Below are 22,231 nucleotides of genomic sequence, written 5' to 3' on the forward strand. Positions count from 1 at the left end.
ACGCGGTGTCGGTGCCTTCCCGGATTGCCGCCGGGCTACGACTTTGCGGTTATTCACCGTAGGGTGCGCCGTGCGCACCGGCGTCTAAGGTTATGGCGTGGGACGCGGCAGTCGGGGCCTTTTCGGATTGCACCCGGGTTACACTTCGACCCAGATCCCTTCGCGGTTTTCCGTGCAGGCCAAGGCGTCGAGCGATTGTCCTGAACAGGGTCCGGCGACGCATTCGCCCGAGTCGATGAGAAATAGCGCGCCGTGGGTGGCGCACTGGATCAGGCTGGCACTGTGGTCGAGGAACTGGTCCGGCAGCCATTCCAGGCTGATGCCCTTGTGCGGGCAGCGGTTGCGGTAGGCGAACACCTGGCCATCCTTGCGTACGGCGAACAGTTTTTCGTTCTCAATCACGAAGCCCCGGCTCTGACCTTCGGCCAGCTCGTGCGGGGCGCATAAACGCATCATTGGCATCTCCAAAACAGGCGGCCATTATCCCCATCTGTCGAACACTGCCAAGTGACAGGCGTGCGGGCCTTCTGCGCGGGGCGGATCTCGCCCCGAAAGGGACTCGCCAGTGCCGCGCTGCTACTCTTTGCATAGCCCTCTAAAAGCACCAAGGATTCCCGTATGCGTCCGCTGCTAGTATTCCTCGCCATTCTGCTGTCCGGCTGCCAGGCCTCCCTGCCGCCGCTGCCCGCCTGGCAAAGCCCCGAGAGGCGCGAGCATGCCGAGCTGGGACAGATCGTCGATCTGCGCACGGGGCAGCGCCTGAGTCCGCAGCAACTGGTCGAGCAGCTGGCTTCAGTACCGCGCGTGCTGGTCGGCGAGACGCATGACAATCCCGACCATCACGCCCTGCAGCTCTGGTTGCTGCAGGCACTGGAGGCGCAACGCGCACAGGGCAGCCTACTGCTGGAAATGCTCACGCCAGAGCAACAGGGCCGGGTCGATGCGCTGCGCGCACGTGTGGCCGAGGGGCAGCCGGTCGCCGATCTGCCCGCGGCACTGGCCTGGCAAGCGGGCTGGCCCTGGACGCTGTACGGGCCGATTGTGCAGCATGCGCTTGCCCAACCGTATCCGCTGCTGGCCGCCAATCTGGATCACGCGCAAGTGCTGCAGGTCTATCGCAAGCGCCCGGCGTTGAGCGGTGCACTGTCCACGGCGGCGCTGGTGCAGGAGCCCTTGCTGGCGCAGATCGGCATCTCCCATTGCGGCAAACTGCCGAAGAGCAAGCTGCCGGCCATGCTTTCCGTGCAGCAGCAGCGTGACCGGCGCATGGCCACGGCACTGCAGGCCGCGCCACAGCCAAGCCTGCTGTTCGCGGGCACCTTTCACGTGCGGCGCGATCTCGGTGTGCCGTTGCACCTGACGGATCTGGGTGATAAAGCCGCCACTCGGGTGCTGATATTGGCCGAGGTGGGTCGTCCGGTTGAGGCGGCCGCCGCCGATTACGTCTGGTACACCCCGGCGTTGGCGGAGCGCGACTACTGCGCCGATTTCGCCGGCTAGCAGCTGGATTTTCTACGGGCCATGCCCTTCTGACAAAACCCTTAACCGGGACATGGCCTTTTCCACGAACCGGCAGGCTCCCGACACGCCAGCGCATCCACTGCGTCAATGCATGCCCCCTACCATGGTCGCGCAGTGCGCGGGGCGAATAATCGGCCACACTTAGCCCCAGGAGGTAGGGGCTATGGCCAATCGCACACTGCGGGCACAGCGGCTGGTGGCCGTGTTCATGCTCGGCTGCCTGCTGTTCAGCTATCCCTTGCTGGCGCTATTCGATAGCGGCGGCGAGGTGTTCGGTATTCCGTTGCTGTTCGCCTATCTGTTCGGCGCCTGGGCGCTGCTGATCGTGGCGATGATCCTGATCGTCGAGTACTCGAACCGATGAGGAGGCGCCGCCCATGCCGCTCGGTGGCCTGATCCTGCTGACCTCCTGTGCCTACCTGGGCATTCTCTTCGCCATCGCCTACTGGGGCGACAAGCGTGCCGATGCCGGCCGCTCGATCATCGCCAATCCGTATATCTATGCCCTGTCGCTGGCGGTCTACGCCACCTCCTGGACCTTCTACGGCAGCGTTGGTCGGGCGGCGGCCAGCGGCGTCGGCTTCCTGCCGATCTACCTCGGCCCGACCCTGATGGCGGCGCTGTTCTGGCTGGTGCTGCGCAAGATGATCCGCATCAGCAAGGCCAATCGCATCACCTCGATCGCCGATTTCATCGCCGCGCGCTACGGCAAGAGCGCGCTGCTCGGCGGCCTGGTCACGCTGATCGCGGTGGTCGGCGTGATCCCCTATATCGCCCTGCAGCTCAAGGCGGTGTCCAGCAGCTTTCTGATCCTCTGGCAGTACCCGGCGATCCGCATGCCGAACCAGGGCGAGGCGCTCGGTCCGCTGCAGGACACCGCGCTCTATGTGGCGCTGCTGCTGGCGATCTTCACCATCCTGTTCGGCACCCGCCACCTCGACGCGACCGAGCGTCACGAAGGCATGGTGGCGGCTATCGCCTTCGAGTCGCTGGTCAAGCTGCTGGCGTTTCTGGCGGTCGGCCTGTACGTCACCTTCGGCCTCTACCATGGCTTCGCCGACGTCTTCGAGCAGGCCGCGCGCTTGCCCGATGTCGACCAGCTACTGACCCTCGGCGGCCCGGCCGGGACCTATGGCTCCTGGGTCTCGCTGATCTTTCTGTCGATGCTGTCGATCCTGTTCCTGCCGCGCCAGTTCCAGATCAGCGTGGTCGAGAACGTCAACGAGAACCATGTGGCCAAGGCGATCTGGCTGTTTCCGCTGTACCTGCTGGCGATCAATATCTTCGTCCTGCCGATCACCTTCGCCGGCCTGATGCATTTCCCCGCCGGTACTGTGGATGCCGATACCTTCGTCCTCACCCTGCCCATGGCCCTGCGCCAGGAGTGGTTGGCGCTGCTGGTGTTCGTCGGCGGGCTGTCGGCCGCCACCGGCATGGTCATCGTCGAGACCATCGCGCTGTCGACGATGATCTGCAACGACCTGGCGATGCCGCTGCTGCTGCGCTGGAAGGCCTTCGGCCTGGCGCAGCGCGCGGATCTCTCGGGCTTGCTGTTGGGAATTCGCCGCGGCGCCATCCTGCTGCTGATGCTGCTCGGCTATGTCTATTACCGCGCGGCGGGCGAGGCCTATGCGCTGGTCTCGATCGGCCTGGTATCGTTCGCCGCGGTGGCACAGTTCGCCCCGGCGATGCTCGGCGGCATGTACTGGAAGCAGGGCACCCGCGCCGGCGCCCTGAGTGGCCTGTCGCTGGGTTTTCTGTTGTGGCTCTATACCCTGTTGCTGCCGGCGTTCGCCAAGTCGGGCTGGCTGCCGCTGAGTTTCATCGAGCAGGGGCCGCTGGCCATCGCCTGGCTCAAACCGCTGGCGCTGTTCGGCCTGGCGGGGCTGGACGAGATCGGCCATTCGCTGTTCTGGAGCCTGCTGGCCAACCTCGGCGCCTATGTCGGGGTGTCGCTGTTCGGCCGGCAGAGTAGCCGCGAGCATGCCCAGGCGCTGCTGTTCGTCGATGCCTTCAAGGTCGCCGGGCGCGGCTCCAGCCTGTGGCGCGGCAGCGCCTCGGTGACCGAGGTGATCGCCCTGGTCGGGCGCTTCCTCGGTCCGGCGCGGGCCGCCGAGGCCTTCGCCGGCTACGCCGCGCAGCGCGGCCTGACGTCGACTGCCGAGCTGGTGCCGGATGCCGATCTGGTGCATTTCGCCGAGCAGCAACTGGCGGGCGCGATTGGCACCGCCTCGGCGCGGGTGATGCTGGCCTCGGTGGTGCAGGAGGAGCCGCTGGGCATGGACGAGGTGCTCGGCATCCTCGACGAAGCCTCGCAGGTGATCGCCTACAGCCGCCGTCTGGAGCAGCAGTCGCACGAGCTGGAAGCGGCCACCAGGGATCTGCGCGCGGCCAATGCGCGGCTGCAGGAACTCGACCGGCTGAAGGATGACTTCATCTCCACCGTGACCCACGAACTGCGCACGCCGCTGACCTCGATCCGTGCCTTCTCCGAGATTCTCAACGACAACCCCGAGCTGGACCCGGCGCAGCGCGCGCGTTTCGTCGCCATCATCGTCAAGGAGAGCGAGCGCCTGACGCGGATGATCAATCAGGTGCTGGATCTGGCCAAGCTCGAGTCGGGACGTGCCGAATGGCACACCACCGAGCTCGACCTGAGGGAGGTGATCGAGGATGCCCTGGCCACCACCAGCCAGCTGCTGCAGGAGCAGGGCGTGGAATTGCGCCTCGAACTGCCGGCGCAGATTCCGCCGGTGCTGGCCGACCGCGACCGCCTGCTGCAGGTGCTGCTCAACCTGATCTCCAATGCGGTGAAGTTCTGCGACCGCGAGGCGGGGCGTATCGGCATCGCCGTGCAGGTGCTGCCGCAGGCGTTGCGGGTGGACGTGCGTGACAACGGTTGCGGCATCGGCCCGGCCGATCAGCAGACCATCTTCGAGAAGTTCCGCCAGGCCGGCGACAACCTCACCGAGAAGCCCCAGGGCACCGGCCTGGGGCTGCCGATCAGCCGGCAGATCGTCGAGCACTTCGGCGGCCGGCTGTGGGTGCAGAGTGCGCGCGGACAGGGCGCGACCTTTTCCTTTACCCTGCCCCTGGGGCAGGCGAATGCGGCCGCGACAGACGCGGGCCGCGAGACGGAGTATGGAGTATGAGCAAGACCGTATTAATCGCCGATGACGAACCGAACATCGTCATCTCGCTGGAGTTTCTGCTCGAACAGGCCGGCTATCGGGTGCTGGTGGCGCACGACGGTCAGGAAGCGCTGGAGGCCATTGAGCGACAACCGCCCGACCTGGTGCTGCTCGATGTGATGCTGCCGCGCCTGAGCGGTTTCGACGTGTGCCAGAAGATCCGCGAGAATCCGCAGTGGCAGCACATGCGCGTGGTCATGCTGACGGCCAAGGGCCGCGAGGTCGAGGTCAGCAAGGGCCTGGCGCTGGGGGCCAATGCCTACATCACCAAGCCGTTCTCGACCCAGGAGCTGCTGGCGCAGATCGGCGCGCAGCTGGCGGTCGAATAGCCGATGAGTCCACGTCTGCGTTTCGCCTTCTGGCTGGCCATTCTCAGTCTGTTGCTCGGCAGTTTGCTGGCGCTCGCCGGCGGGTTGTTGTGGGCTGACCTGAACGGTCAGGAGCGTACCGCCGTGCTCGCCTTGCTGGCCGGGCGTGGCGCGCTGCTGGTGGTGCTCTCCGGCTTGCTGCTGATCCCGTTCGGCGTGCTCCTGCGCCTGTGGCTGGCGGCCTACCCGGAGGTGGTGATCCGCCTGAGCGAGGAGATCGGCATCATCCACCGGGTCAACCCCGCGCACCGCGTGGCCCTCACCGGCAGCCGCGACATGCGCCGGCTGGGCGCCGCCCTGAATGCCTTTGCCGAGGCGCATTGCGCACTGCAGCGCGAGGTGGCGGTGCGCGTCGAGGAGGCCAATGCGCGTCTCGAACAGGAGAAGAACCGCCTGGCCGCGCTGATGTCGGAACTCGAACAAAGCGTGCTGGTGTGCAATCGCGAGGGCCGCATCCTGCTCTACAACAGCAGCGCCAGCCTATTGCTCGAACCGGACGCCGCTGGCCCAGCCGGTGCACCGGTCGGCTTGGGCCGCTCGATCTTCGGTATTCTCGACCAGCGCCTGATCGTGCATGCGCTGGAACGGGTCAGGCAGCATCTGCAACAGGACAACCCCAGCCCGGTGGCGCATTTCGTCACGGCGCGCGGCGCCCATCTGCTGCGGGCACAGATGGCGCCGGTGCTGGATCAGCATGGCGAGCTGATAGGTTTCGTCCTGATCCTCGATGACATCACCCGTTCGGTCGAGCTCAACAGCCGCCGCGATGCGCTGTTGCAGCAACTGACCGAGGGCACCCGGGCGGCTCTGGGCAACATTCGCGCGGCCGCGGAAACCATGGAGCAATACCCGCAGATGGATGCCGAGCGCCGCCAGCGTTTCGGCAAGGTGATCAGCGACGAGGCGCAGCGGCTTTCCCTGCACCTCGAGCAGACGCTGAGCCAGCATGCCGATCTGCTGCGTCCGCAGTGGCCGCTGGAGGACATGCTGGCGACCGACCTGCTGCTGGCCCTGCAGCGTAATTTTGCCGCCACCCTTGGTGTGGTCGCCCATTATCCGGGCGGCGACGAATCGCTCTGGCTGAGTCTGGACAGCTACTCCCTGGTGCAGGCGTTGACCCAGTTGATGGGCGCCATGGCTGCCACCTTGGGCATTCGCGAGGTGACGTTCGAGCTGACCGTCGAAGGCCGCTTCGTGCGTCTGGCCCTGCGCTGGAGCGGTGCGCCGCTCGATCCTCAGCAGTTGCACGAGTGGGAGCAGCGTTCGTGCAGTCCGGTGGCCGAAGAGGATGCCGCGGCGTCCACCCTCAAGGAGGTGCTCGAGCGGCACGGCGGCGAACTCTGGTGCCAGGCCGATGCCCTCGCCGCTGACAATCGCCTGTATCTGCAGTTGCCGGTGAGCCAGCCGCAAGCACAGGCGCCGCTACCCGCCAGGGTTCAGGGGCGGCCGGTGTATTACGACTTCGACCTGTTCAGCCAGGCGGGGCAGACTCCGGAACTCGACGAACTGCCGCTGCGCGAATTGGCCTACACCGTGTTCGACACCGAAACCACCGGGCTGTCGCCTTCGGAGGGCGATGAAATCATCTCGATCGGCGCGGTACGCGTCGTCAACGGCCGTCTGCTGATGCAGGAGTGCTTCGAGCAACTGATCGATCCGCACCGGCCGATCCCGCGCGAATCGCAGCAGGTGCACGGCCTCACGCCGCAGATGCTGGCGGGGCAGCCGAGCATCGGCGAGGTGCTGCCGTTGTTCCAGCGCTTTGCCGAGGATACGGTGCTGGTGGCCCACAACGCCGCCTTCGACATGCGCTTCCTGCAACTGAAGGAGGCGCAGACCGGTATCCGTTTCATCCAGCCGGTACTCGATACCCTGCTGCTGTCCGCCCTGGTGCACCCGGGGCATGCCGCCGACGAACATCGACTGGAGCAGATCGCCGCACGCCTCGGGGTGCATGTGGTCGGCCGGCATACCGCGCTGGGCGATGCCATGGTCACGGGCGAGGTGTTCCTCAAGCTGATCCCCTTGCTGGCCGAGCGTGGCATCCACACCCTCAAGCAGGCGCGCGAGGCGTCGCGCAAGACGCTCTACGCCAAGCTCGAGTATTGACGTAGGCCGGGCCGGGCCACGCTGGCTGAGCTCAGTGACTCCCAATTTTTCGGCTATGTGCCTGTCAACTGTTGTATGAAGTCGGCACTGTAGGAGCGGCCCATGGCCGCGACCGCTGTTCGCGGGCATGGCAACTGGGCGTCCCCCCGCTTCTACGATGCGTATCTATCGCCAGCGGCCGTACATAACAGCCTCCATTGCGTGTTGCGTGATTGGCCGTTGGGGCGGGGGCGACGAAGCCCAGCGAGCATTCCAACGCCCGTTGGGCTTCGCCGTGATTTACCGACCCACAAGAGCACGGCGAGCACTTTCTGCCGGACAAAAAAAGACCCGGCAAGAGCCGGGTCAAAACCGTGATTAGCCTGATGAGGAGATAATCTGAAGAGGCCGACTGAAGGTCTCTCAAGGTTACCCGCCGATCTCGCGATCAGCTGTTGCTAATAATATCGATTATCATTTGCAAGTCAACTCTCTTTGCCAAATTAATTCCAGAGTGTCGCCAGGATTGGCTAAAAACAGCAAACCCGGCACAGGGCCGGGTTTGCGAGTACAGGGCGTGAGTTGCGGTCAGGCGGTGGCGGGCAGGCGCAGCTGGGTCACTTCCTTGTTCAGCAGGTCGATCCGCCGCGCCATGCTTTCTATCAGGCTGTGGGCAATCCGTGGGTTGCTCTGCATCAGGCTGAGGAACTGTTCCTTGGGAATCACCATCACCGTGCAAGGTTCGCTGGCCAGTACGGTGGCGCTGCGCCTCTCGCGGGTGAACACGGCCATGGCACCGAAGATCTCGTCCTTCTGTACGTCACCGACTTTGTGCCCGTCGACATAGGCTGTGGCATGGCCTTCGATGATGATGAACACATGATCGGCGGCATCGCCCTGGTGGATCAGTTCCGCACCGGCGGCGAAGTGCTGGAAGCCGGTTGCGGGACGGATTTCCGGTTGTTTGAGGCGCGCCAGGGCGTCGGAGAGCAGGGCGGTGTGGCCGATCAGGTACTGGATGAACAGCTCCTGGCGCGGCTCGCTGAGATGGATGTGCTGGAACACTTCACTGCGTGAATAGGGGATCAGGCTCAGTGGTTCTTCGCTGCTGTAGCGGCAGCTGGGCAGATCGATGCCCTGGCGCAGGCCGACCAGGTCACCTTCCTGCAGATAGAACAGCGGGCGTTCGTCGACCAGGGCATGCAGCAAGCCATTCTCGATGATGAACAGCTGGTTCTCCGGCAGTTCTTGAGCCAGATCCTCGGCGCGCTCCAGTTGCAGGGCGGCACCACAGGGTGTCAGACCCTCGAGTAACTGGGTGGGGATGCCTTGCAGTCGGTTGATCAGTTGGTCGGCGTAGGCCGGTTGCTCCCCGAGTAGATACATGAGCGTAATTCCTTGAACTGGCTGGTCTGGCTGAAGCGCACGAACGTCCCTAGGACAATAAGCGCTGCCAGGTGTCAGGTAAATCCTGGTGTGTGGAGGTTGTGAGCTAGCTCTTGTTGTGCGACGGGCACGCTTCGAGTTGACCGTTCAATTCGGCTTTGTGGGCTGGCGGCAACTCGCTCCAGTGCACATCGAGCAAGGCGCCCTCGATGGCGTAGAGCAAGACCTTGGAGGCGCGAAAGCCGCGCGCGCGCACGGCGCGGTAGGCATCGACCGCACCCAGCCTGCGCAGGTCATTGGCGCTGTGGATGCCGACGGCATGCAGCCACTGGGCCGAGGTCTTGCCAAGGTTCTTCAAGTGTTGCAATTCGTCATTCATCCAGCCTCCTTGCGCTGTTTGCGAGTAGTCGAACAAACACTTAGTGCGCAGTGCCTGCCAGCAAGTGTAGTGGCCAGCGTACAAAACGTGGCTGTTTGCTATCGCCCCAGGCTTCGAGTAATGCAGGTTCCAGGTCGCTGACCGGATCGCGGCCCTGTTGGCGCTCCCAGCGCTGTACGGCCGACCAGGTGCGCAGATAGCCGGTCAGCTGGGTGAAGTACCAGTGTGCCTCGATGGCGAACGCCGGCGCTTCGAGGCGTGGGAAGGGCGCCTGGATATCACGGTAGCCGGCGTTGACACTGGCGCGTCCGGGCGGCCAATAGCCCTCCAGGGTGCCCCGGTAGAAGTCGTCGATCAGTTCATCCAGGGGGCCGTTGATGCGCATCAAGCCGTAACACCAGGCGGCAAAGATGCCGCCGGGCTTGAGCAGTCGGGCGACTTCGGCGAAGAAGGCCGGGGTGGCGAACCAGTGCAGGGCCTGGGCGACCACGATCAGATCGAGGCTGGCGCTGGCCAGGGGTTGTGCTTCGGCGTTGGCCGCGAACAGGCTGATGCCGGCCGGCGTTTCGGCGGCACGCAGTTGCTCGATGCTGGCATCGCAGGCCAGCACCTGGGCGAAGTGCTGACGCAAGGGCCGGCTGGCCTGGCCATTGCCGCAGGCGATGTCCAGGGCGCGTTGCCGTTCGGCGCAGTGGCTGGCCAGCCAGTCGAACAGGGCTGCCGGGTAGTCTGGGCGGAAACTGGCGTAGGCTCCGGCACGGGCGCCGAACAGCCGGACGATCTCGCTCATGATCAGCCTGTGCGGTAGCGCAGGCGTGTGCCGAAGTTGACCGACATGAGTATCTCGTCGGCGCTCAGGTCGGCGGGGAAGTAGGCGCCGGAAATCTGTGCATGGGCCAGGCTGGCGCCTTCAAGCAGTGCCTCGCGCAGATCGAGCCCGCGTAGATCCGTGCCGCGAAAATAGGCGCCGCTGAAATTGATGCGCTTGGCGTCGATAGCACGCAAGTCGAGCCCGCGAAAGTCGCCATTGCACAGGTCTACCTCGCCGTCCTTGGGCTTATGGGCGTTGAAGCCGGCAATGTCTTCATTGTGCAGCAGCTGGTAGAGCGGGCTATCGAGTTGACAGGGCTGGCTCATGAGCGGGACGTCCGTTGTGGGTTCCCAGCCAGTATAGAAGCCGCGACGCGCTTTGCCCGTCGCGGCTGTATTTCCCTAACGCTGGGTTTACAGCCCCGGCAGGTGCTGACGGATTCGCGCGATCAGGCTGTCCAGGCTGGCACTTTCATGGGTGTCGACCCGCTTGCTGAGGAGCAGTTCGTCCTGGGAGAGGGCTTCGCGGCTGGCTTGCTGGGCTTTGATCACCTCCATGGTCGCGTCGGAGGGGTCCTGGCCCCTGTCCTGGCGCAGTGCCAGCCAACTGGCGATCACGGCGTCGGGGGCGTGGCAGTCGAGGATCAGGAAGGGTACGCCGGTGTCTTCGGCAATCTGGCAGGCTGCCTGGCGCTGCGCCTGCTTGAGGTAGGTGGCATCGATCACCACCGGGAAACCGGCATGCAGCGCGGCATCGGCCAGTTGATGCAGGCGTTGATAGGTGGCCGCACTGACATCCTGGTTGTAGATGCCGGCACTCAACTGGTCTTTGTCGGCGGCTTTCTGTTCGCCGAACAGGCGCTTGCGTTCGACATCCGAACGCAGGCGAATGGCCCCCAGGGCCTCGACCAGGCGCATGGCGACGTGGCTCTTGCCGACGGCGGAAACCCCGTGGGTGATGGCCAGCAGGCGCGACGGAATGGCGCTGTAGCTCTCAGCCAGGGTGGCATAACGGCGGTACTGGCGCAGGATCACGGCGCGCTGGACCGCATCCGCTTCCTGGCCGAGGCGGAACAGGCTGACTTTGCCACGCACCATGGCGCGGTAGGCCTTGTAGAAATTCAGCAATTCCAGCGCGGCGTAGTCGCCGGTGCGTTCCAGCCAGGCGCTGACAAAGCGTCGGGAGAAGGGTTTGAGGCCACGGTCTTCCAGGTCCATGGCGAGGAAGGCGGCGTCCGAGGCGATGTCGATCAGGCGGAAGGGCTCGTTGAATTCGATGCAGTCGAACAGCACGACCCGGCCGTCGAGCAGGGTGACGTTGCCCAGATGAATATCGCCATGGCATTCGCGGATGAAGCCTTCGGCCTTGCGTCGGGCCAGCAGTGGCTCGAGTCGTTCGAAGCTGCTTTCAGCCCAGGCTTGCAGGGCATCGAGTTGTTGCAGGTCGGCCTTGTCCGCGAGCAGGGGGCGGATCTGCTCGAAATTCTGCCGGATCGGTGCCATGACCGCTTGCGCTGAGCCCAGTTCATGGCTCCGGGGCACCTGCGGCGCGTCGAGGTGGAACTGGGCGATCTGTTCGGCCAGGGCGTCGATATGCGCTTCGCTCAACTCGCCGCGTGCCTGTACTTCGGCGAGCAACTGATCCTGGGGGAACTGGCGCATTTTCAGGGCGTACTCGATGGCCGGGCCATCGCCGCCCAGTTGTGGGGCTTCGACGCTACCGCTGATCGGCAAAACTTCCAGGTACAGGCCTTGAGTGAGGCGCTGGTTAAGGCGCAATTCTTCCTGGCAGAAGTGTTCGCGCGCGGCCAGTTCGGTGAAGTCGAGGAAGCCGAAATTCACCGGCTTCTTGATCTTGTAGGCGTAGGGGCCGGTCAACACTACCCAGGAAATATGCGTCTCGATGACCTGGAAAGCCTCTACCGGATGGGGATATAGGGCCGGGTTCTGCAGGGCGGCAATCAGAGCTTGGCTCACGGGCGATCCTTGGCTTTCAAACAAATAAGAGAGCGGCATTATGGCCGCTGAGAGGCGCTGTGCAAACCGCCGGGCTGCTCCTGCTTGTCCGGGGTAAAGTGCGTATAATGCCGCGCCATGACTCGTACCCGATCCCCTCGTTCTCGTTCAAAGCGCCGCTCGCGTGGCATGCGCCCCTGGTTGGGCTGGGCTGTCAAGCTCGGTCTGGTCGGTTTGGTGGTGTTCGCCGGCTTTGCGGTTTACCTCGATGCAGTGGTGCAGGAGAAGTTCTCCGGCAAGCGCTGGACTGTGCCCGCCAAGGTCTATGCCCGGCCGCTGGAGCTGTTCGTCGGCCAGAAACTGACCAAGAGTGACTTCCTCCAGGAACTGGATGCCCTCGGTTATCGCCGGGAGAGTGCAGCCAATGGTCCGGGCGCCGTGTCGGTCGCCGGCAATAACCTCGAGCTGCATACGCGCGGCTTCCAGTTCTATGAAAGCCGCGAGCCGTCACAGCGTGTGCGCGTGCGCTTTTCCGGCGATTACGTCGCTGGACTGAGTCAGGCCAATGGCGGCAGTCTGGCTGTGGCCCGTCTGGAGCCGATGCTGATTGGCGGTTTGTACCCGGCGCATCAGGAAGATCGCTTGCTGATCAAGCTGGATCAGGTGCCGCCGTATCTGGTGGAAACCCTGGTGGCGGTCGAGGATCGCGAGTTCTTCAATCATTTCGGGGTGTCGCCCAAGTCGATCGCCCGCGCCGTCTGGGTCAACGCCACGGCCGGGCAGGTTGTCCAGGGTGGCAGCACCCTGACCCAGCAGTTGGTGAAGAATTTCTACCTGACCAACGAGCGCAGCCTGATCCGCAAGGCCACCGAGGCCATGATGGCGGTGCTGCTCGAACTGCATTACGACAAGCAGGATATTCTCGAGGCCTACCTCAACGAGGTGTTCCTGGGGCAGGACGGCCAGCGCGCGGTGCATGGTTTCGGCTTGGCCAGCCAGTACTTCTTCAGCCAGCCGCTGTCCGAGTTGAAGCTCGAGCAGGTGGCGTTGCTGGTCGGCATGGTCAAGGGGCCCACCTATTACAACCCGCGGCGCAACCCGGAACGGGCTCTGGAGCGACGCAATCTGGTTCTCGATGTACTGGTCGAGCAGGGCGTGGTCACGCTTGAGCAGGCCGCTGCGGCCAAACAGAAGCCGCTCGGCGTGACCCCGCGTGGCAGCATGGCCGACAGCTCGTTCCCGGCGTTCCTCGATCTGGTCAAGCGTCAGTTGCGTGAGGATTACCGCGAAGAGGATTTGACCGAAGAAGGTCTGCGCATCTTCACCAGCTTCGACCCGATTCTCCAGCTCAAGGCGGAAAGTGCCCTGGCCGATTCGCTGAAACGCCTGGCCGGCCGTAAAGGGGTGGATCAGGTCGAGGCGGGAATGGTCGTGACCAACCCGGAAACCGGCGAAGTGCAGGTGCTTATCGGTAGTCGCCAGCCACGTTATGCCGGCTTCAACCGCGCCCTGGATGCAGTCAGGCCGATCGGCTCCCTGATCAAGCCGGCGATCTACCTGGCCGCCCTGGAACGTCCGAGTCAGTACACCCTGACCAGTCTGCTGGAGGATCAGCCCTTCTCGATCAAGGGGCAGGATGGCCAGGTCTGGAGCCCGCAGAACTATGATCGCAAGGCTCACGGCACTGTGTATCTGTACCAGGGGCTGGCCAATTCCTACAACCTGTCCAGTGCCAAGCTGGGGCTGGAACTGGGGGTGCCAAATGTACTCAAAACTCTTGAGCGTCTGGGAGTTATGCGTAAATGGCCGGCTTATCCGTCGATGTTGCTCGGGGCTGGCGCGCTGACTCCGATGGAGGTGGCGGATATGTATCAGACCATGGCCAATGGCGGTTTCAATACCCCCTTGCGCGGTATCCGTAGCGTGCTGACGGCCGAGGGTGAGCCGCTCAAACGCTACCCTTACCAGATCCAGCAGCGTTTCGATGCCGGCGCGATTTACCTGTTGCAAAATGCCATGCAGCGCACCATGCGCGAGGGCACCGGGCGTTCGGTGTACAGCCGTTTGCCCGGTTCTTTGGCGCTGGCCGGCAAGACCGGGACCAGTAATGATTCGCGCGATAGCTGGTTCGCCGGCTTTAGCCAGGATCTGTTGGCGGTGGTCTGGCTCGGTCGCGATGACAATGGTCCTACGCCGCTGACCGGCGCGACCGGTGCTTTGCAGGTCTGGACGGACTTCATGCTCAAGGCCGACCCGCTGCCGCTGGATATGCCGCTACCGGACAACGTTGTCCAGGCCTGGGTGAATGCCGCTAGCGGCCAGGGCTCCGACCCGAGCTGCCCGAATGCCGTGCAGATGCCGTATATTCGCGGCAGTGAGCCTGTCCCCGGTCAGGCCTGCGGTATTCAGGCTCCGGTCGATTCGGTGATGGATTGGGTGCGTGGTTGGTTGGATTAAGTGAAGAGGGTGTGAAGTGATCAAGTGGTTGATTCCTGCGTTAACCGCCTCGGTAGTGCTGGGCGGTTGTGCCAGTGTGCCGCGCGGCTCCATCCCCGTTGTCGATTCCAGTTCGTCGGTCTATGGCCAGCAGCAAGCCGGTGCGGGTGGTTACGGCGGTTCGACCGCCCGGCCGCCACAGAGTCAGCCGCAGGATTCCGGTGTGGTGGTTATGGTGCCCGGCGCCGGCGTCAGTTCGGCGCCGATTCAGACGTTTCCGGCGCCAAGCGCGCCGATAGGCGGTGTTGTGGGTGGCGAGCCTTTCAGCACGGCTCCTGTCATCAGCGAGCCTGCGGGTGGAGGCGGTTTCAGCGTGCCGCCACCTTCGATGCCGAGCGGCATCCCGGGTTCCGGCGGTTTGGCCGCCGACGAGCAACTGGACGGCCCCGTGCTGGCATTGCTCACCACTGCCCAGCAACAGCAAGGTAGTGGTGACTTGAATGGTGCCGCGTCCAGCCTGGAACGCGCCCAGCGCATTGCTCCGCGTGAGCCGCAAGTACTCTATCGCCTCGCTGAAGTGCGTCTGGCTCAAGGTGACGCGGCGCAGGCCGAGCAGTTCGCTCGTCGCGGCCTGAGCTATGCCAGTGGTCGTCCGGCGCTGCAGGCCAGTCTATGGAACCTGATTGCTCAGGCACGTGAACGTCAGGGCGACCCAGCCGGCGCGGCGCAGGCGCGTGAACGGGCGCGGGTTAGCCTCTGATGGACGCTCGTGTGCCGGCGATTGCGCAGCAATTGTTGCTGATCGAGCGCGAGTTGCGCCTGCAAGGCTGGTGGGATGATCAGGCGCCGAGCGACCAGGCGCTGGCCAGTCAGCAACCTTTCTGCGTCGATACGCTGTCCTTCGAGCAATGGTTGCAGTGGATTTTCCTGCCGCGTATGAAAGACCTGCTCGAGAGCGGTACCGCGCTGCCCGAGGCGTGCGGCATTCAGCCAATGGCTGAACAGGTCTATGGCGGACGCAGTGAGCAGGCCCGGGTTCTGATCAGGCTGCTGGGTGAGTTCGATCAACTGATTTGTGGTGCGGCCTGAGGCCGCATTCGGTTCAGCAGGTTGTCCGCCCGGGGTGGTTACTTGCAGTTCTTGGCAATTGCCTGCTTGGCTTCGCCGATACGCTGCTGACGTTCTTCTTCGTTCAGGCGGCGTACTTCCCCGTCGACCTCCACGCGCACACGCGGGTTGTTCTCCAGTTGCGCCAGATTGGTGCGCACGGTTTGGCAGTATTGCTTGCGCTCTGCTTCCTGGGTCGCGACTTGCTGCTTCACTTTTTCATCGATAGCGGCTTGTTCAGGGTCGGCGATGCTCTCGAAAGTCGGTATTGCTAGTGGCTCGGCAGTCTTCGGCTGTGGCACCGCGGTATTGATGGTGGTGGCTTGCTGGCCTTGTGGCGGCTGCGCGCCAAAATGCGTGACCCCTTGTGCGTCGACCCATTTGTATACCTGGCTGGCCATGGCGCTTGCGCTCAGGGCGAGCAGCAAGCTGCTGGTGAGAATCATACGGCGCATGCTGTTTCCTTTTTAAGAGCTGCGATACCTGATGGCTACTATAACCAAAATGGCTGAATCGTCATCCTGCGCTGTGTCACAGCGTGTGGGGGCACCCGACAACTCTTGTTTGCCCTCTGCTGTGCAAGTGCGGGCTGAGCTGCTGTGCCCGGGTTTGCTCGGTAAGTAATTGAAGATACGTCCTTCGATTGCAGAATCCATCACGGATGACTTGACTTGCCCCCGTCGAATCAGAACAATTCGACGTTCTCTGTAGTGGAGTCCGCCGCAAGCAGGCTTTAGCTCAGCAGACATGAGGTGCTACCCGCGCCGACCTGTTACACCCGCAACGCGTTACCTCGCGCTGGGTGGGAAGACCCCGCAACACTTTGGGGCATTCCCAATACTTGCTCAGTAGTAGCTGACGTAGTCGGCGACCACCGTCGCTCATGCTCTGCTGGCAGTAAACCTATCTTAGGCCGTCCCGCTATGGGCGGTTTTCTGGCGTTTTAGAGGTGAACAACGTGGAGCTTTTATCCGGCGCTGAAATGGTCGTCCGCTTCTTGCGTGACGAAGGCGTTAAGAACATCTATGGGTACCCGGGCGGTGCCCTGTTGCATATCTATGACGCTTTGTTCAAGGAACCGGAAGTCAATCACATCCTGGTTCGTCATGAGCAGGCGGCGACTCACATGGCTGATGGCTATGCCCGTGCCACCGGCAAGGCCGGCGTGGTGCTGGTGACCTCGGGGCCTGGCGCGACCAATGCCATCACCGGCATTGCCACGGCCTACATGGATTCCATCCCGATGGTGGTGCTGTCCGGCCAGGTGCCGAGCAACATGGTCGGTACCGATGCTTTCCAGGAGACCGACATGATCGGTATTTCCCGGCCGATCGTGAAGCACAGCTTCATGATCAAGCACGCCTCGGAAATTCCGGAAGTCATGAAGAAAGCCTTCTATCTGGCGCAATCCGGTCGTCCCGGTCCGGTGGTTGTGGATATTCCCAAGGACATGACCAATCCGGCGGAAAAATTCGAATACGTATACCCGAAGAAGGTCAAGCTGCGCTCCTACAGCCCGGCCCTGCGTGGCCACTCCGGGCAGATCCGCAAGGCGGCGGAACTGCTCCTGAGCGCCAAGCGGCCGATCCTCTATGCCGGCGGCGGCGTGATCATGGGTGGCGCTGCATCACCGCTGACCGAGCTGGCGCAAATGCTCAACCTGCCGGTGACCAATACCCTGATGGGCTTGGGTGGCTATCCAGGCAGCGATCGCCAGTTTCTCGGCATGCTTGGCATGCACGGCAGCTATACTGCCAACCTGGCGATGCATCATGCGGATGTGATCTTCGCCGTCGGCGCGCGCTTCGATGATCGGGTAATCAACGGTGCCGGCAAGTTCTGCCCGAACGCCAAGATCATCCACATCGACATCGACCCGGCATCGATTTCCAAGACCATCAAGGCGGATATCCCGATTGTCGGTCCGGTGGAGAGCGTGCTGACCGAGATGGTTGCGATTCTCAAGGAAATCGGCGAAACCCCGAGCAAAGAGGCGCTTTCCAGTTGGTGGAAGCAGATCGAAGAGTGGCGTGGCAGCCGCGGCATGTTCCCCTACGACAAGGGCGACGGCAGCATCATCAAGCCGCAGACCGTGATCGAGATGCTCAGTGAAGTGACCCGTGGCGATGCCTTCGTCACCTCGGACGTGGGCCAGCACCAGATGTTCGCTGCCCAGTATTACCGTTTCAACAAACCCAATCGCTGGATCAATTCCGGTGGTCTGGGCACCATGGGTTTTGGGTTCCCGGCGGCAATGGGGGTCAAGCTCAGCTTTCCGGACGACGACGTAGCCTGCGTGACCGGTGAAGGCAGCATCCAGATGAACATTCAGGAACTGTCGACCTGCCTGCAATACGACTTGCCGGTAAAAATCGTCAACCTGAACAATGGCGCGCTCGGTATGGTGCGTCAGTGGCAGGACATGAACTACGGCAGCCGCCATTCGCATTCCTACATGGAGTCGCTGCCTGACTTCGTCAAGCTGGCAGAAGCCTATGGCCATGTCGGCATGCGTATCACCGATCTGAAAGACTTGAAGCCGAAGATGGAAGAGGCGTTCGCCATGAAGGATCGCCTGGTGTTCCTCGACATTCAGGTCGATACCAGTGAGCACGTCTATCCGATGCAGATCAAAGACGGTGCGATGCGCGATATGTGGCTGAGCAAGACGGAGCGGACCTAATCATGCGACACATTATTTCCCTGCTGCTGGAAAACGAGCCTGGCGCATTGTCCCGTGTGGTGGGTCTGTTCTCTCAGCGCAACTACAACATCGAAAGTCTGACTGTGGCTCCGACCGAAGACCCGACCCTGTCGCGTCTGACGTTGACCACAGTCGGCCATGATGAGGTGATCGAGCAGATCACCAAGAACCTCAACAAGCTGATCGAAGTGGTCAAGTTGGTGGACTTGTCGGAGAGCGCGCACATCGAACGCGAGCTGATGCTGGTCAAGGTCAAGGCTACCGGTGCCCAGCGCGCCGAGGTCAAGCGCACCACCGACATCTTCCGCGGACAGATCGTCGACGTGAATACCAGCGTCTACACCATTCAGCTGGCCGGCACGAGCGACAAGCTGGACAGCTTTATCCAGGCGATAGGCGCAGCCTCGATTCTGGAAACCGTACGTAGTGGCGTCACCGGGATTGCCCGTGGCGACAAGGTGCTGAGCATCTGACTGTGCAGTACTAAAAAGCCCCGCTTTCGCGGGGTTTTTTTAGCCTTGGCGGTTCCAAAAAGCATTGATCAGGGGTTCCTTTAGGCGCTTCTCTAGGGCAAACAGGCCAATGTCGTAGGCAGTCAGTGGTGGCTGGATGTCGTAGGTGCGGATGCGCGCGCCTAGCGGGCTGTTGTCGAGTACGATTTGCGGGACCACGCCAATGCCAAATCCAAGGCTTACCATGCTGACGATGGCTTCGTTGCCACTTACCTGGGCATAGATTCGCGGTTTGATGTTATGGCTTTTCAGCCAGCGGTCCGTGCGGGTTCGGGCGAGGCCCTCTTCCGAGAGAATCATCGGTACATCCCGCCAATTGGCTGCGCAGGGTTGTTTCAGTTGCTCATCAGTTAATAGCTGGGGCGACAGTGGGCCGATGAAGCACAGTTCGGAGCGGGCAATCGGTTGAAACGCGATGCCCGTTGGTAAACTGTCGGGGCGTGCGCCGATGGCAAGGTCTTCCAGCCCTTCTTGTACGCGCTCTACGGCTTTGGCTACGTCGCCCGTGTGCAGCTTCATTTCAATGCGTGGGTAGCCCTGGCGAAAACTGCTCAGGATGTCGTAGAGGAAGCTGTAGCTGGCTGTTACCGAGCAATACAGCGAGAGTTCTCCCTGCAAGATCTGTTGGTCCTGTTTGAATGTCTGACGCATGACTTGCCAGCCGCTCATGACCTCCTTCGCGTATTCGCGAAACTGGATTCCCTCGCGGGTCAATCGGACTGAGCGGTTGTCTCGTAGAAACAGCGCTACGCCGAGCTCATCCTCAAGCTGTTTGATACTGCGGCTGAGTGCGGAAGGGCTGACGTGCCGTTCGCGGCTGGTTTTGCCGAAGTGCAGGTTGTCGGCCAGGGAAAGAAAAAGTCTGAGGGAGTGGCTATCCATATTCATTTCATATTTCGGCATGTCGTGTTGCAAATATATCATTTTACGCAACGGGAATGATCACTTAAGGTGTCTCCGTAGCGGTGCCTGCACCCATTCCTTCTGATTAAAAGAGCCAAGACCATGAAAGTGTATTACGACAAAGATTGTGATCTCTCGATCATCCAGGGTAAGAAAGTCGCCATCATCGGTTACGGCTCCCAAGGCCACGCTCAAGCGTGCAACCTGAAAGACTCCGGCGTTGACGTGATTGTCGGTCTGCGTAAAGGTTCTGCCACTGTAGCCAAGGCTGAAGCTCATGGCCTGAAGGTGACCGACGTTGCTTCTGCTGTAGCCGCTGCCGATCTGGTGATGATCCTCACGCCGGACGAGTTCCAGTCCCAGCTGTACAAGAACGAAATCGAGCCGAACATCAAGCAAGGCGCCACCCTGGCCTTCTCCCATGGCTTCGCGATCCACTACAACCAGGTTGTGCCGCGCGCCGACCTCGACGTGATCATGATCGCACCCAAGGCTCCGGGCCACACCGTGCGTTCCGAATTCGTCAAGGGCGGCGGTATTCCTGATTTGATCGCGATCTATCAGGATGCGTCCGGCAATGCCAAGAACGTCGCCCTGTCCTACGCTTCGGGCGTCGGCGGTGGTCGTACCGGTATCATCGAAACCACCTTCAAGGACGAGACCGAAACCGACCTGTTCGGCGAGCAAGCCGTTCTCTGTGGCGGTTGCGTCGAGCTGGTCAAGGCCGGTTTCGAGACTCTGGTCGAAGCCGGTTACGCGCCGGAAATGGCCTACTTCGAATGCCTGCACGAACTGAAGCTGATCGTGGATCTCATGTACGAAGGCGGTATCGCCAACATGAACTACTCGATCTCCAACAACGCCGAGTACGGCGAGTACGTGACTGGTCCTGAAGTGATCAACGCCGAGTCCCGTCAAGCCATGCGTAACGCCCTGAAACGCATTCAAGACGGCGAATACGCCAAGATGTTCATCCAGGAAGGTGCTGCCAACTACCCGTCGATGACGGCCTATCGTCGCAACAACGCGGCCCATGGTATCGAAGTGGTCGGTGAGAAACTTCGCTCCATGATGCCGTGGATCAGCGCCAATCAGATCGTCGACAAGAGCAAAAACTAAGCTTTTGTAGGGTGAGAAAAAACGCGGCTATGGCCGCGTTTTTTCATTCTGAGACAAGGCTTCTGGTATAAAGCCTGATCATTGAGTCAAAGCCGACGGTGTATCCTGGTTGGAACGGCTGTCGAAATTCTCCAAATCAGTTGCAAGGTGTTGTTCATGAGCGAACGTCCAGAAGAGCCCCAGTCGACCCCGGGCACCGAAAGCCTGCTGCCTATCGATGAGCATATCGAAGAGGGGCACGATGCCGAAGGTCGTAAGGTCCGTCATCGCGGCATTTATCTTCTACCCAACCTGTTTACTACGGCCAATCTGTTCGCTGGGTTCTACGCCATCATCAACGCGATGAACGGCAATTTCTATGTGGCCGCTGCTGCCGTGTTCGTGGCCATGGTGCTGGATAGTCTCGATGGTCGAGTGGCACGGTTGACTAATACGCAGAGTGCGTTCGGCGCAGAGTATGACTCCTTGTCCGATATGGTCGCCTTTGGCGTAGCGCCCGCGCTGCTGGCCTTCGAGTGGGCGCTGGGTAGTATGGGCAAGGTCGGCTGGATGGTCGCATTCATCTATGTCGCAGGCGCGGCATTGCGCCTTGCTCGCTTCAATACGCAGATCGGTAGTGCCGACAAGCGCTACTTCATTGGCCTGCCCAGTCCGGCTGCAGCCGGTGTGGTCGCGGGTACCGTATGGGCCTTCAGTGACTTCGGTATCAAGGGGTCGAACATGGCCTTTGTGGTTGCCCTGCTGGTGGCGGTAGCCGGGATGTTGATGGTCAGCAATATCAAATACCACAGCTTTAAGGATCTGGACCTGAAAGGGCGGGTGCCTTTTGTTGCAATCCTGGCGGTTGTGTTGGTCTTTGCTGTTGTGTTCAGTGATCCTCCGCGGATTTTACTGATCATCTTCCTGGCCTATGCTGCTTCTGGTCCGGTGCAATACTTGTTGCAATTGCGTCGTCGTAAAGTCGCTGAGTAATTATTAGTCTTGGTTTTGTCACAAAGCCGTCGATGCTGTTGCGTCGGCGGCTTTGTCGTATCTGTACTATCGCTCGGTTTCGGCTCTTCTGATCTGCGATGCTCAGGTTTTGCGCTGTCGCGCGGTTGTTTGCACGGAGATGAGCTAGTAATAACGATAAAAGCCAAATAAAGAGTTGACGCAGTTTCTTTCGGGCCTATAATGCGCACCTCTTCAGGCGCAGGCCTCTCTGCAAAACTCTTGTAAAACAAGAAGTTAGCGTAAAAAGAGGGGTTGCAAAGCAGCGTAAGCTGTGTCGAATGCGCCGGGCTGACAAGGTGGTGGTTTGAGCTTGTGGGTGTTTCGGTCGAGGTGATCGGAAGCGGTAAAAGAGGTGGTTGACAGCGGTTTGAAACGCTGTAGAATTCGCCTCCCGTTGACGAGATGCCAGAAGCTGATCGGAGGCGCAAGCGGTTGAGTAGAAAGGTTTTCTTCGGAAAAGAACTTCGAAAAACAACTTGACGGAAAGATGGGGTGCTGTAGAATGCGCGCCTCGGTTGAGACGAAAGACTCAGCCACTGCTCTTTAACAACTGAATCAAGCAATTCGTGTGGGTGCTTGTGAGGTAAGACTGCTAGTCGCAAGATTATCAGCATCACAAGTAACACTCGTTAATTTGAGAGTTTTTTGTCGATTGCTGAGCCAAGTTTAGGGTTTTTTCAAAACCCAAGCAGTATTAAAACTGAAGAGTTTGATCATGGCTCAGATTGAACGCTGGCGGCAGGCCTAACACATGCAAG

At 61.6% G+C, this 22,231-nt stretch carries 20 protein-coding genes; 12 read left to right on the forward strand and 8 right to left on the reverse strand.

Annotation, left to right across the window (positions count from 1 at the left end):
- Nucleotides 1–138 precede the first annotated feature (138 nt).
- Complete coding sequence (locus BM315_RS14985) at nucleotides 139–456, reverse strand: Rieske (2Fe-2S) protein (protein ID WP_090502374.1); 318 nt, start codon at nucleotides 454–456, stop codon at nucleotides 139–141.
- Nucleotides 457–618: 162 nt separating this feature from the next.
- Here BM315_RS14985 and BM315_RS14990 point away from each other — a divergent pair, with 162 nt between their 5' ends.
- From BM315_RS14990 to BM315_RS15010, 5 genes are all read left to right on the forward strand, one after another.
- A complete protein-coding gene (locus BM315_RS14990) occupies nucleotides 619–1,500 on the forward strand; it encodes a ChaN family lipoprotein (RefSeq protein WP_090502376.1) in 882 nt (293 codons plus the stop codon).
- Nucleotides 1,501–1,684: 184 nt separating this feature from the next.
- Entirely contained in the window at nucleotides 1,685–1,885 is a 201-nt protein-coding gene (locus BM315_RS14995; protein WP_090502378.1) for a hypothetical protein, read from the forward strand.
- Nucleotides 1,886–1,898: 13 nt separating this feature from the next.
- The gene (locus tag BM315_RS15000; RefSeq protein WP_090502380.1) at nucleotides 1,899–4,673 is read left to right on the forward strand and encodes a sensor histidine kinase; all 2,775 of its coding nucleotides are present in this window, start codon (nucleotides 1,899–1,901) and stop codon (nucleotides 4,671–4,673) included.
- Nucleotides 4,670–5,041, forward strand: coding sequence for a response regulator transcription factor (locus tag BM315_RS15005; protein WP_090502381.1), 372 nt, complete (start codon nucleotides 4,670–4,672; stop codon nucleotides 5,039–5,041). The genes BM315_RS15000 and BM315_RS15005 overlap by 4 nt, the downstream gene beginning before the upstream one ends.
- Nucleotides 5,042–5,044: 3 nt before the next feature.
- Nucleotides 5,045–7,189 carry a 3'-5' exonuclease gene (locus BM315_RS15010; RefSeq protein ID WP_090502383.1) on the forward strand — a complete coding sequence of 715 codons (2,145 nt, stop codon included), beginning with the start codon at nucleotides 5,045–5,047 and terminating at the stop codon, nucleotides 7,187–7,189.
- 567 nt (nucleotides 7,190–7,756) lie between these two features.
- On the opposite strand, the gene BM315_RS15015 is transcribed toward BM315_RS15010, so the two are convergent.
- The 5 genes from BM315_RS15015 to BM315_RS15035 form a co-directional block, all read right to left on the reverse strand.
- On the reverse strand, nucleotides 7,757–8,554 hold the full coding sequence (locus BM315_RS15015; protein WP_090502385.1) for a Crp/Fnr family transcriptional regulator: 798 nt from the start codon (nucleotides 8,552–8,554) through the stop codon (nucleotides 7,757–7,759).
- 106 nt (nucleotides 8,555–8,660) lie between these two features.
- Complete coding sequence (locus BM315_RS15020) at nucleotides 8,661–8,933, reverse strand: TfoX/Sxy family protein (RefSeq protein ID WP_090502387.1); 273 nt, start codon at nucleotides 8,931–8,933, stop codon at nucleotides 8,661–8,663.
- A gap of 40 nt (nucleotides 8,934–8,973) precedes the next feature.
- On the reverse strand, nucleotides 8,974–9,723 hold the full coding sequence (locus BM315_RS15025; protein ID WP_090502388.1) for a class I SAM-dependent methyltransferase: 750 nt from the start codon (nucleotides 9,721–9,723) through the stop codon (nucleotides 8,974–8,976).
- 2 nt (nucleotides 9,724–9,725) lie between these two features.
- On the reverse strand, nucleotides 9,726–10,070 hold the full coding sequence (locus BM315_RS15030; RefSeq protein WP_090502390.1) for a pentapeptide repeat-containing protein: 345 nt from the start codon (nucleotides 10,068–10,070) through the stop codon (nucleotides 9,726–9,728).
- An 87-nt stretch (nucleotides 10,071–10,157) separates the two neighbouring features.
- Nucleotides 10,158–11,720 (reverse strand): bifunctional aminoglycoside phosphotransferase/ATP-binding protein, encoded by a 1,563-nt coding sequence (locus BM315_RS15035; protein WP_090502392.1) that lies wholly within the window; start codon nucleotides 11,718–11,720, stop codon nucleotides 10,158–10,160.
- A gap of 117 nt (nucleotides 11,721–11,837) precedes the next feature.
- On the opposite strand from BM315_RS15035, the gene mrcB reads away from it, so the two are divergent.
- Genes mrcB through BM315_RS15050 form a run of 3 tightly spaced genes read left to right on the forward strand, consistent with a single transcriptional unit; the run spans nucleotide 11,838 to nucleotide 15,224 of the window.
- Nucleotides 11,838–14,156 (forward strand): penicillin-binding protein 1B, encoded by a 2,319-nt coding sequence (mrcB, locus tag BM315_RS15040; protein WP_141123953.1) that lies wholly within the window; start codon nucleotides 11,838–11,840, stop codon nucleotides 14,154–14,156.
- A 16-nt stretch (nucleotides 14,157–14,172) separates the two neighbouring features.
- Complete coding sequence (locus BM315_RS15045; RefSeq protein ID WP_090502396.1) at nucleotides 14,173–14,895, forward strand: tetratricopeptide repeat protein; 723 nt, start codon at nucleotides 14,173–14,175, stop codon at nucleotides 14,893–14,895.
- The gene (locus BM315_RS15050; protein ID WP_090502397.1) at nucleotides 14,895–15,224 is read left to right on the forward strand and encodes a YqcC family protein; all 330 of its coding nucleotides are present in this window, start codon (nucleotides 14,895–14,897) and stop codon (nucleotides 15,222–15,224) included. The genes BM315_RS15045 and BM315_RS15050 overlap by 1 nt, the downstream gene beginning before the upstream one ends.
- A gap of 38 nt (nucleotides 15,225–15,262) precedes the next feature.
- Here BM315_RS15050 and BM315_RS15055 read toward each other — a convergent pair whose 3' ends face one another.
- Entirely contained in the window at nucleotides 15,263–15,697 is a 435-nt protein-coding gene (locus BM315_RS15055; RefSeq protein ID WP_090502399.1) for a DUF4124 domain-containing protein, read from the reverse strand.
- Between the two features lie 503 nt (nucleotides 15,698–16,200).
- Here BM315_RS15055 and BM315_RS15060 point away from each other — a divergent pair.
- The gene (locus tag BM315_RS15060; protein WP_090502409.1) at nucleotides 16,201–17,925 is read left to right on the forward strand and encodes an acetolactate synthase 3 large subunit; all 1,725 of its coding nucleotides are present in this window, start codon (nucleotides 16,201–16,203) and stop codon (nucleotides 17,923–17,925) included.
- 2 nt (nucleotides 17,926–17,927) lie between these two features.
- Nucleotides 17,928–18,419: an acetolactate synthase small subunit gene (gene ilvN, locus BM315_RS15065; protein WP_079204842.1), complete on the forward strand. Its 492-nt coding sequence runs from the start codon at nucleotides 17,928–17,930 to the stop codon at nucleotides 18,417–18,419.
- A 39-nt stretch (nucleotides 18,420–18,458) separates the two neighbouring features.
- Here the strand turns inward: ilvN and ilvY are convergent, their stop codons facing one another.
- The gene (ilvY, locus tag BM315_RS15070) at nucleotides 18,459–19,340 is read right to left on the reverse strand and encodes an HTH-type transcriptional activator IlvY (protein WP_090502411.1); all 882 of its coding nucleotides are present in this window, start codon (nucleotides 19,338–19,340) and stop codon (nucleotides 18,459–18,461) included.
- A 123-nt stretch (nucleotides 19,341–19,463) separates the two neighbouring features.
- Between ilvY and ilvC the strand changes: the two genes are divergently transcribed.
- The gene (gene ilvC / locus BM315_RS15075) at nucleotides 19,464–20,480 is read left to right on the forward strand and encodes a ketol-acid reductoisomerase (protein ID WP_090502401.1); all 1,017 of its coding nucleotides are present in this window, start codon (nucleotides 19,464–19,466) and stop codon (nucleotides 20,478–20,480) included.
- 156 nt (nucleotides 20,481–20,636) lie between these two features.
- Nucleotides 20,637–21,452, forward strand: coding sequence for a CDP-diacylglycerol--serine O-phosphatidyltransferase (gene pssA / locus BM315_RS15080; RefSeq protein ID WP_090502403.1), 816 nt, complete (start codon nucleotides 20,637–20,639; stop codon nucleotides 21,450–21,452).
- The last annotated feature ends 779 nt before the right edge of the window (nucleotides 21,453–22,231 follow it).

It is taken from the genome of Pseudomonas borbori, assembly GCF_900115555.1.
In the GTDB taxonomy this organism is placed as follows: Bacteria; Pseudomonadota; Gammaproteobacteria; order Pseudomonadales; family Pseudomonadaceae; genus Aquipseudomonas; species Aquipseudomonas borbori.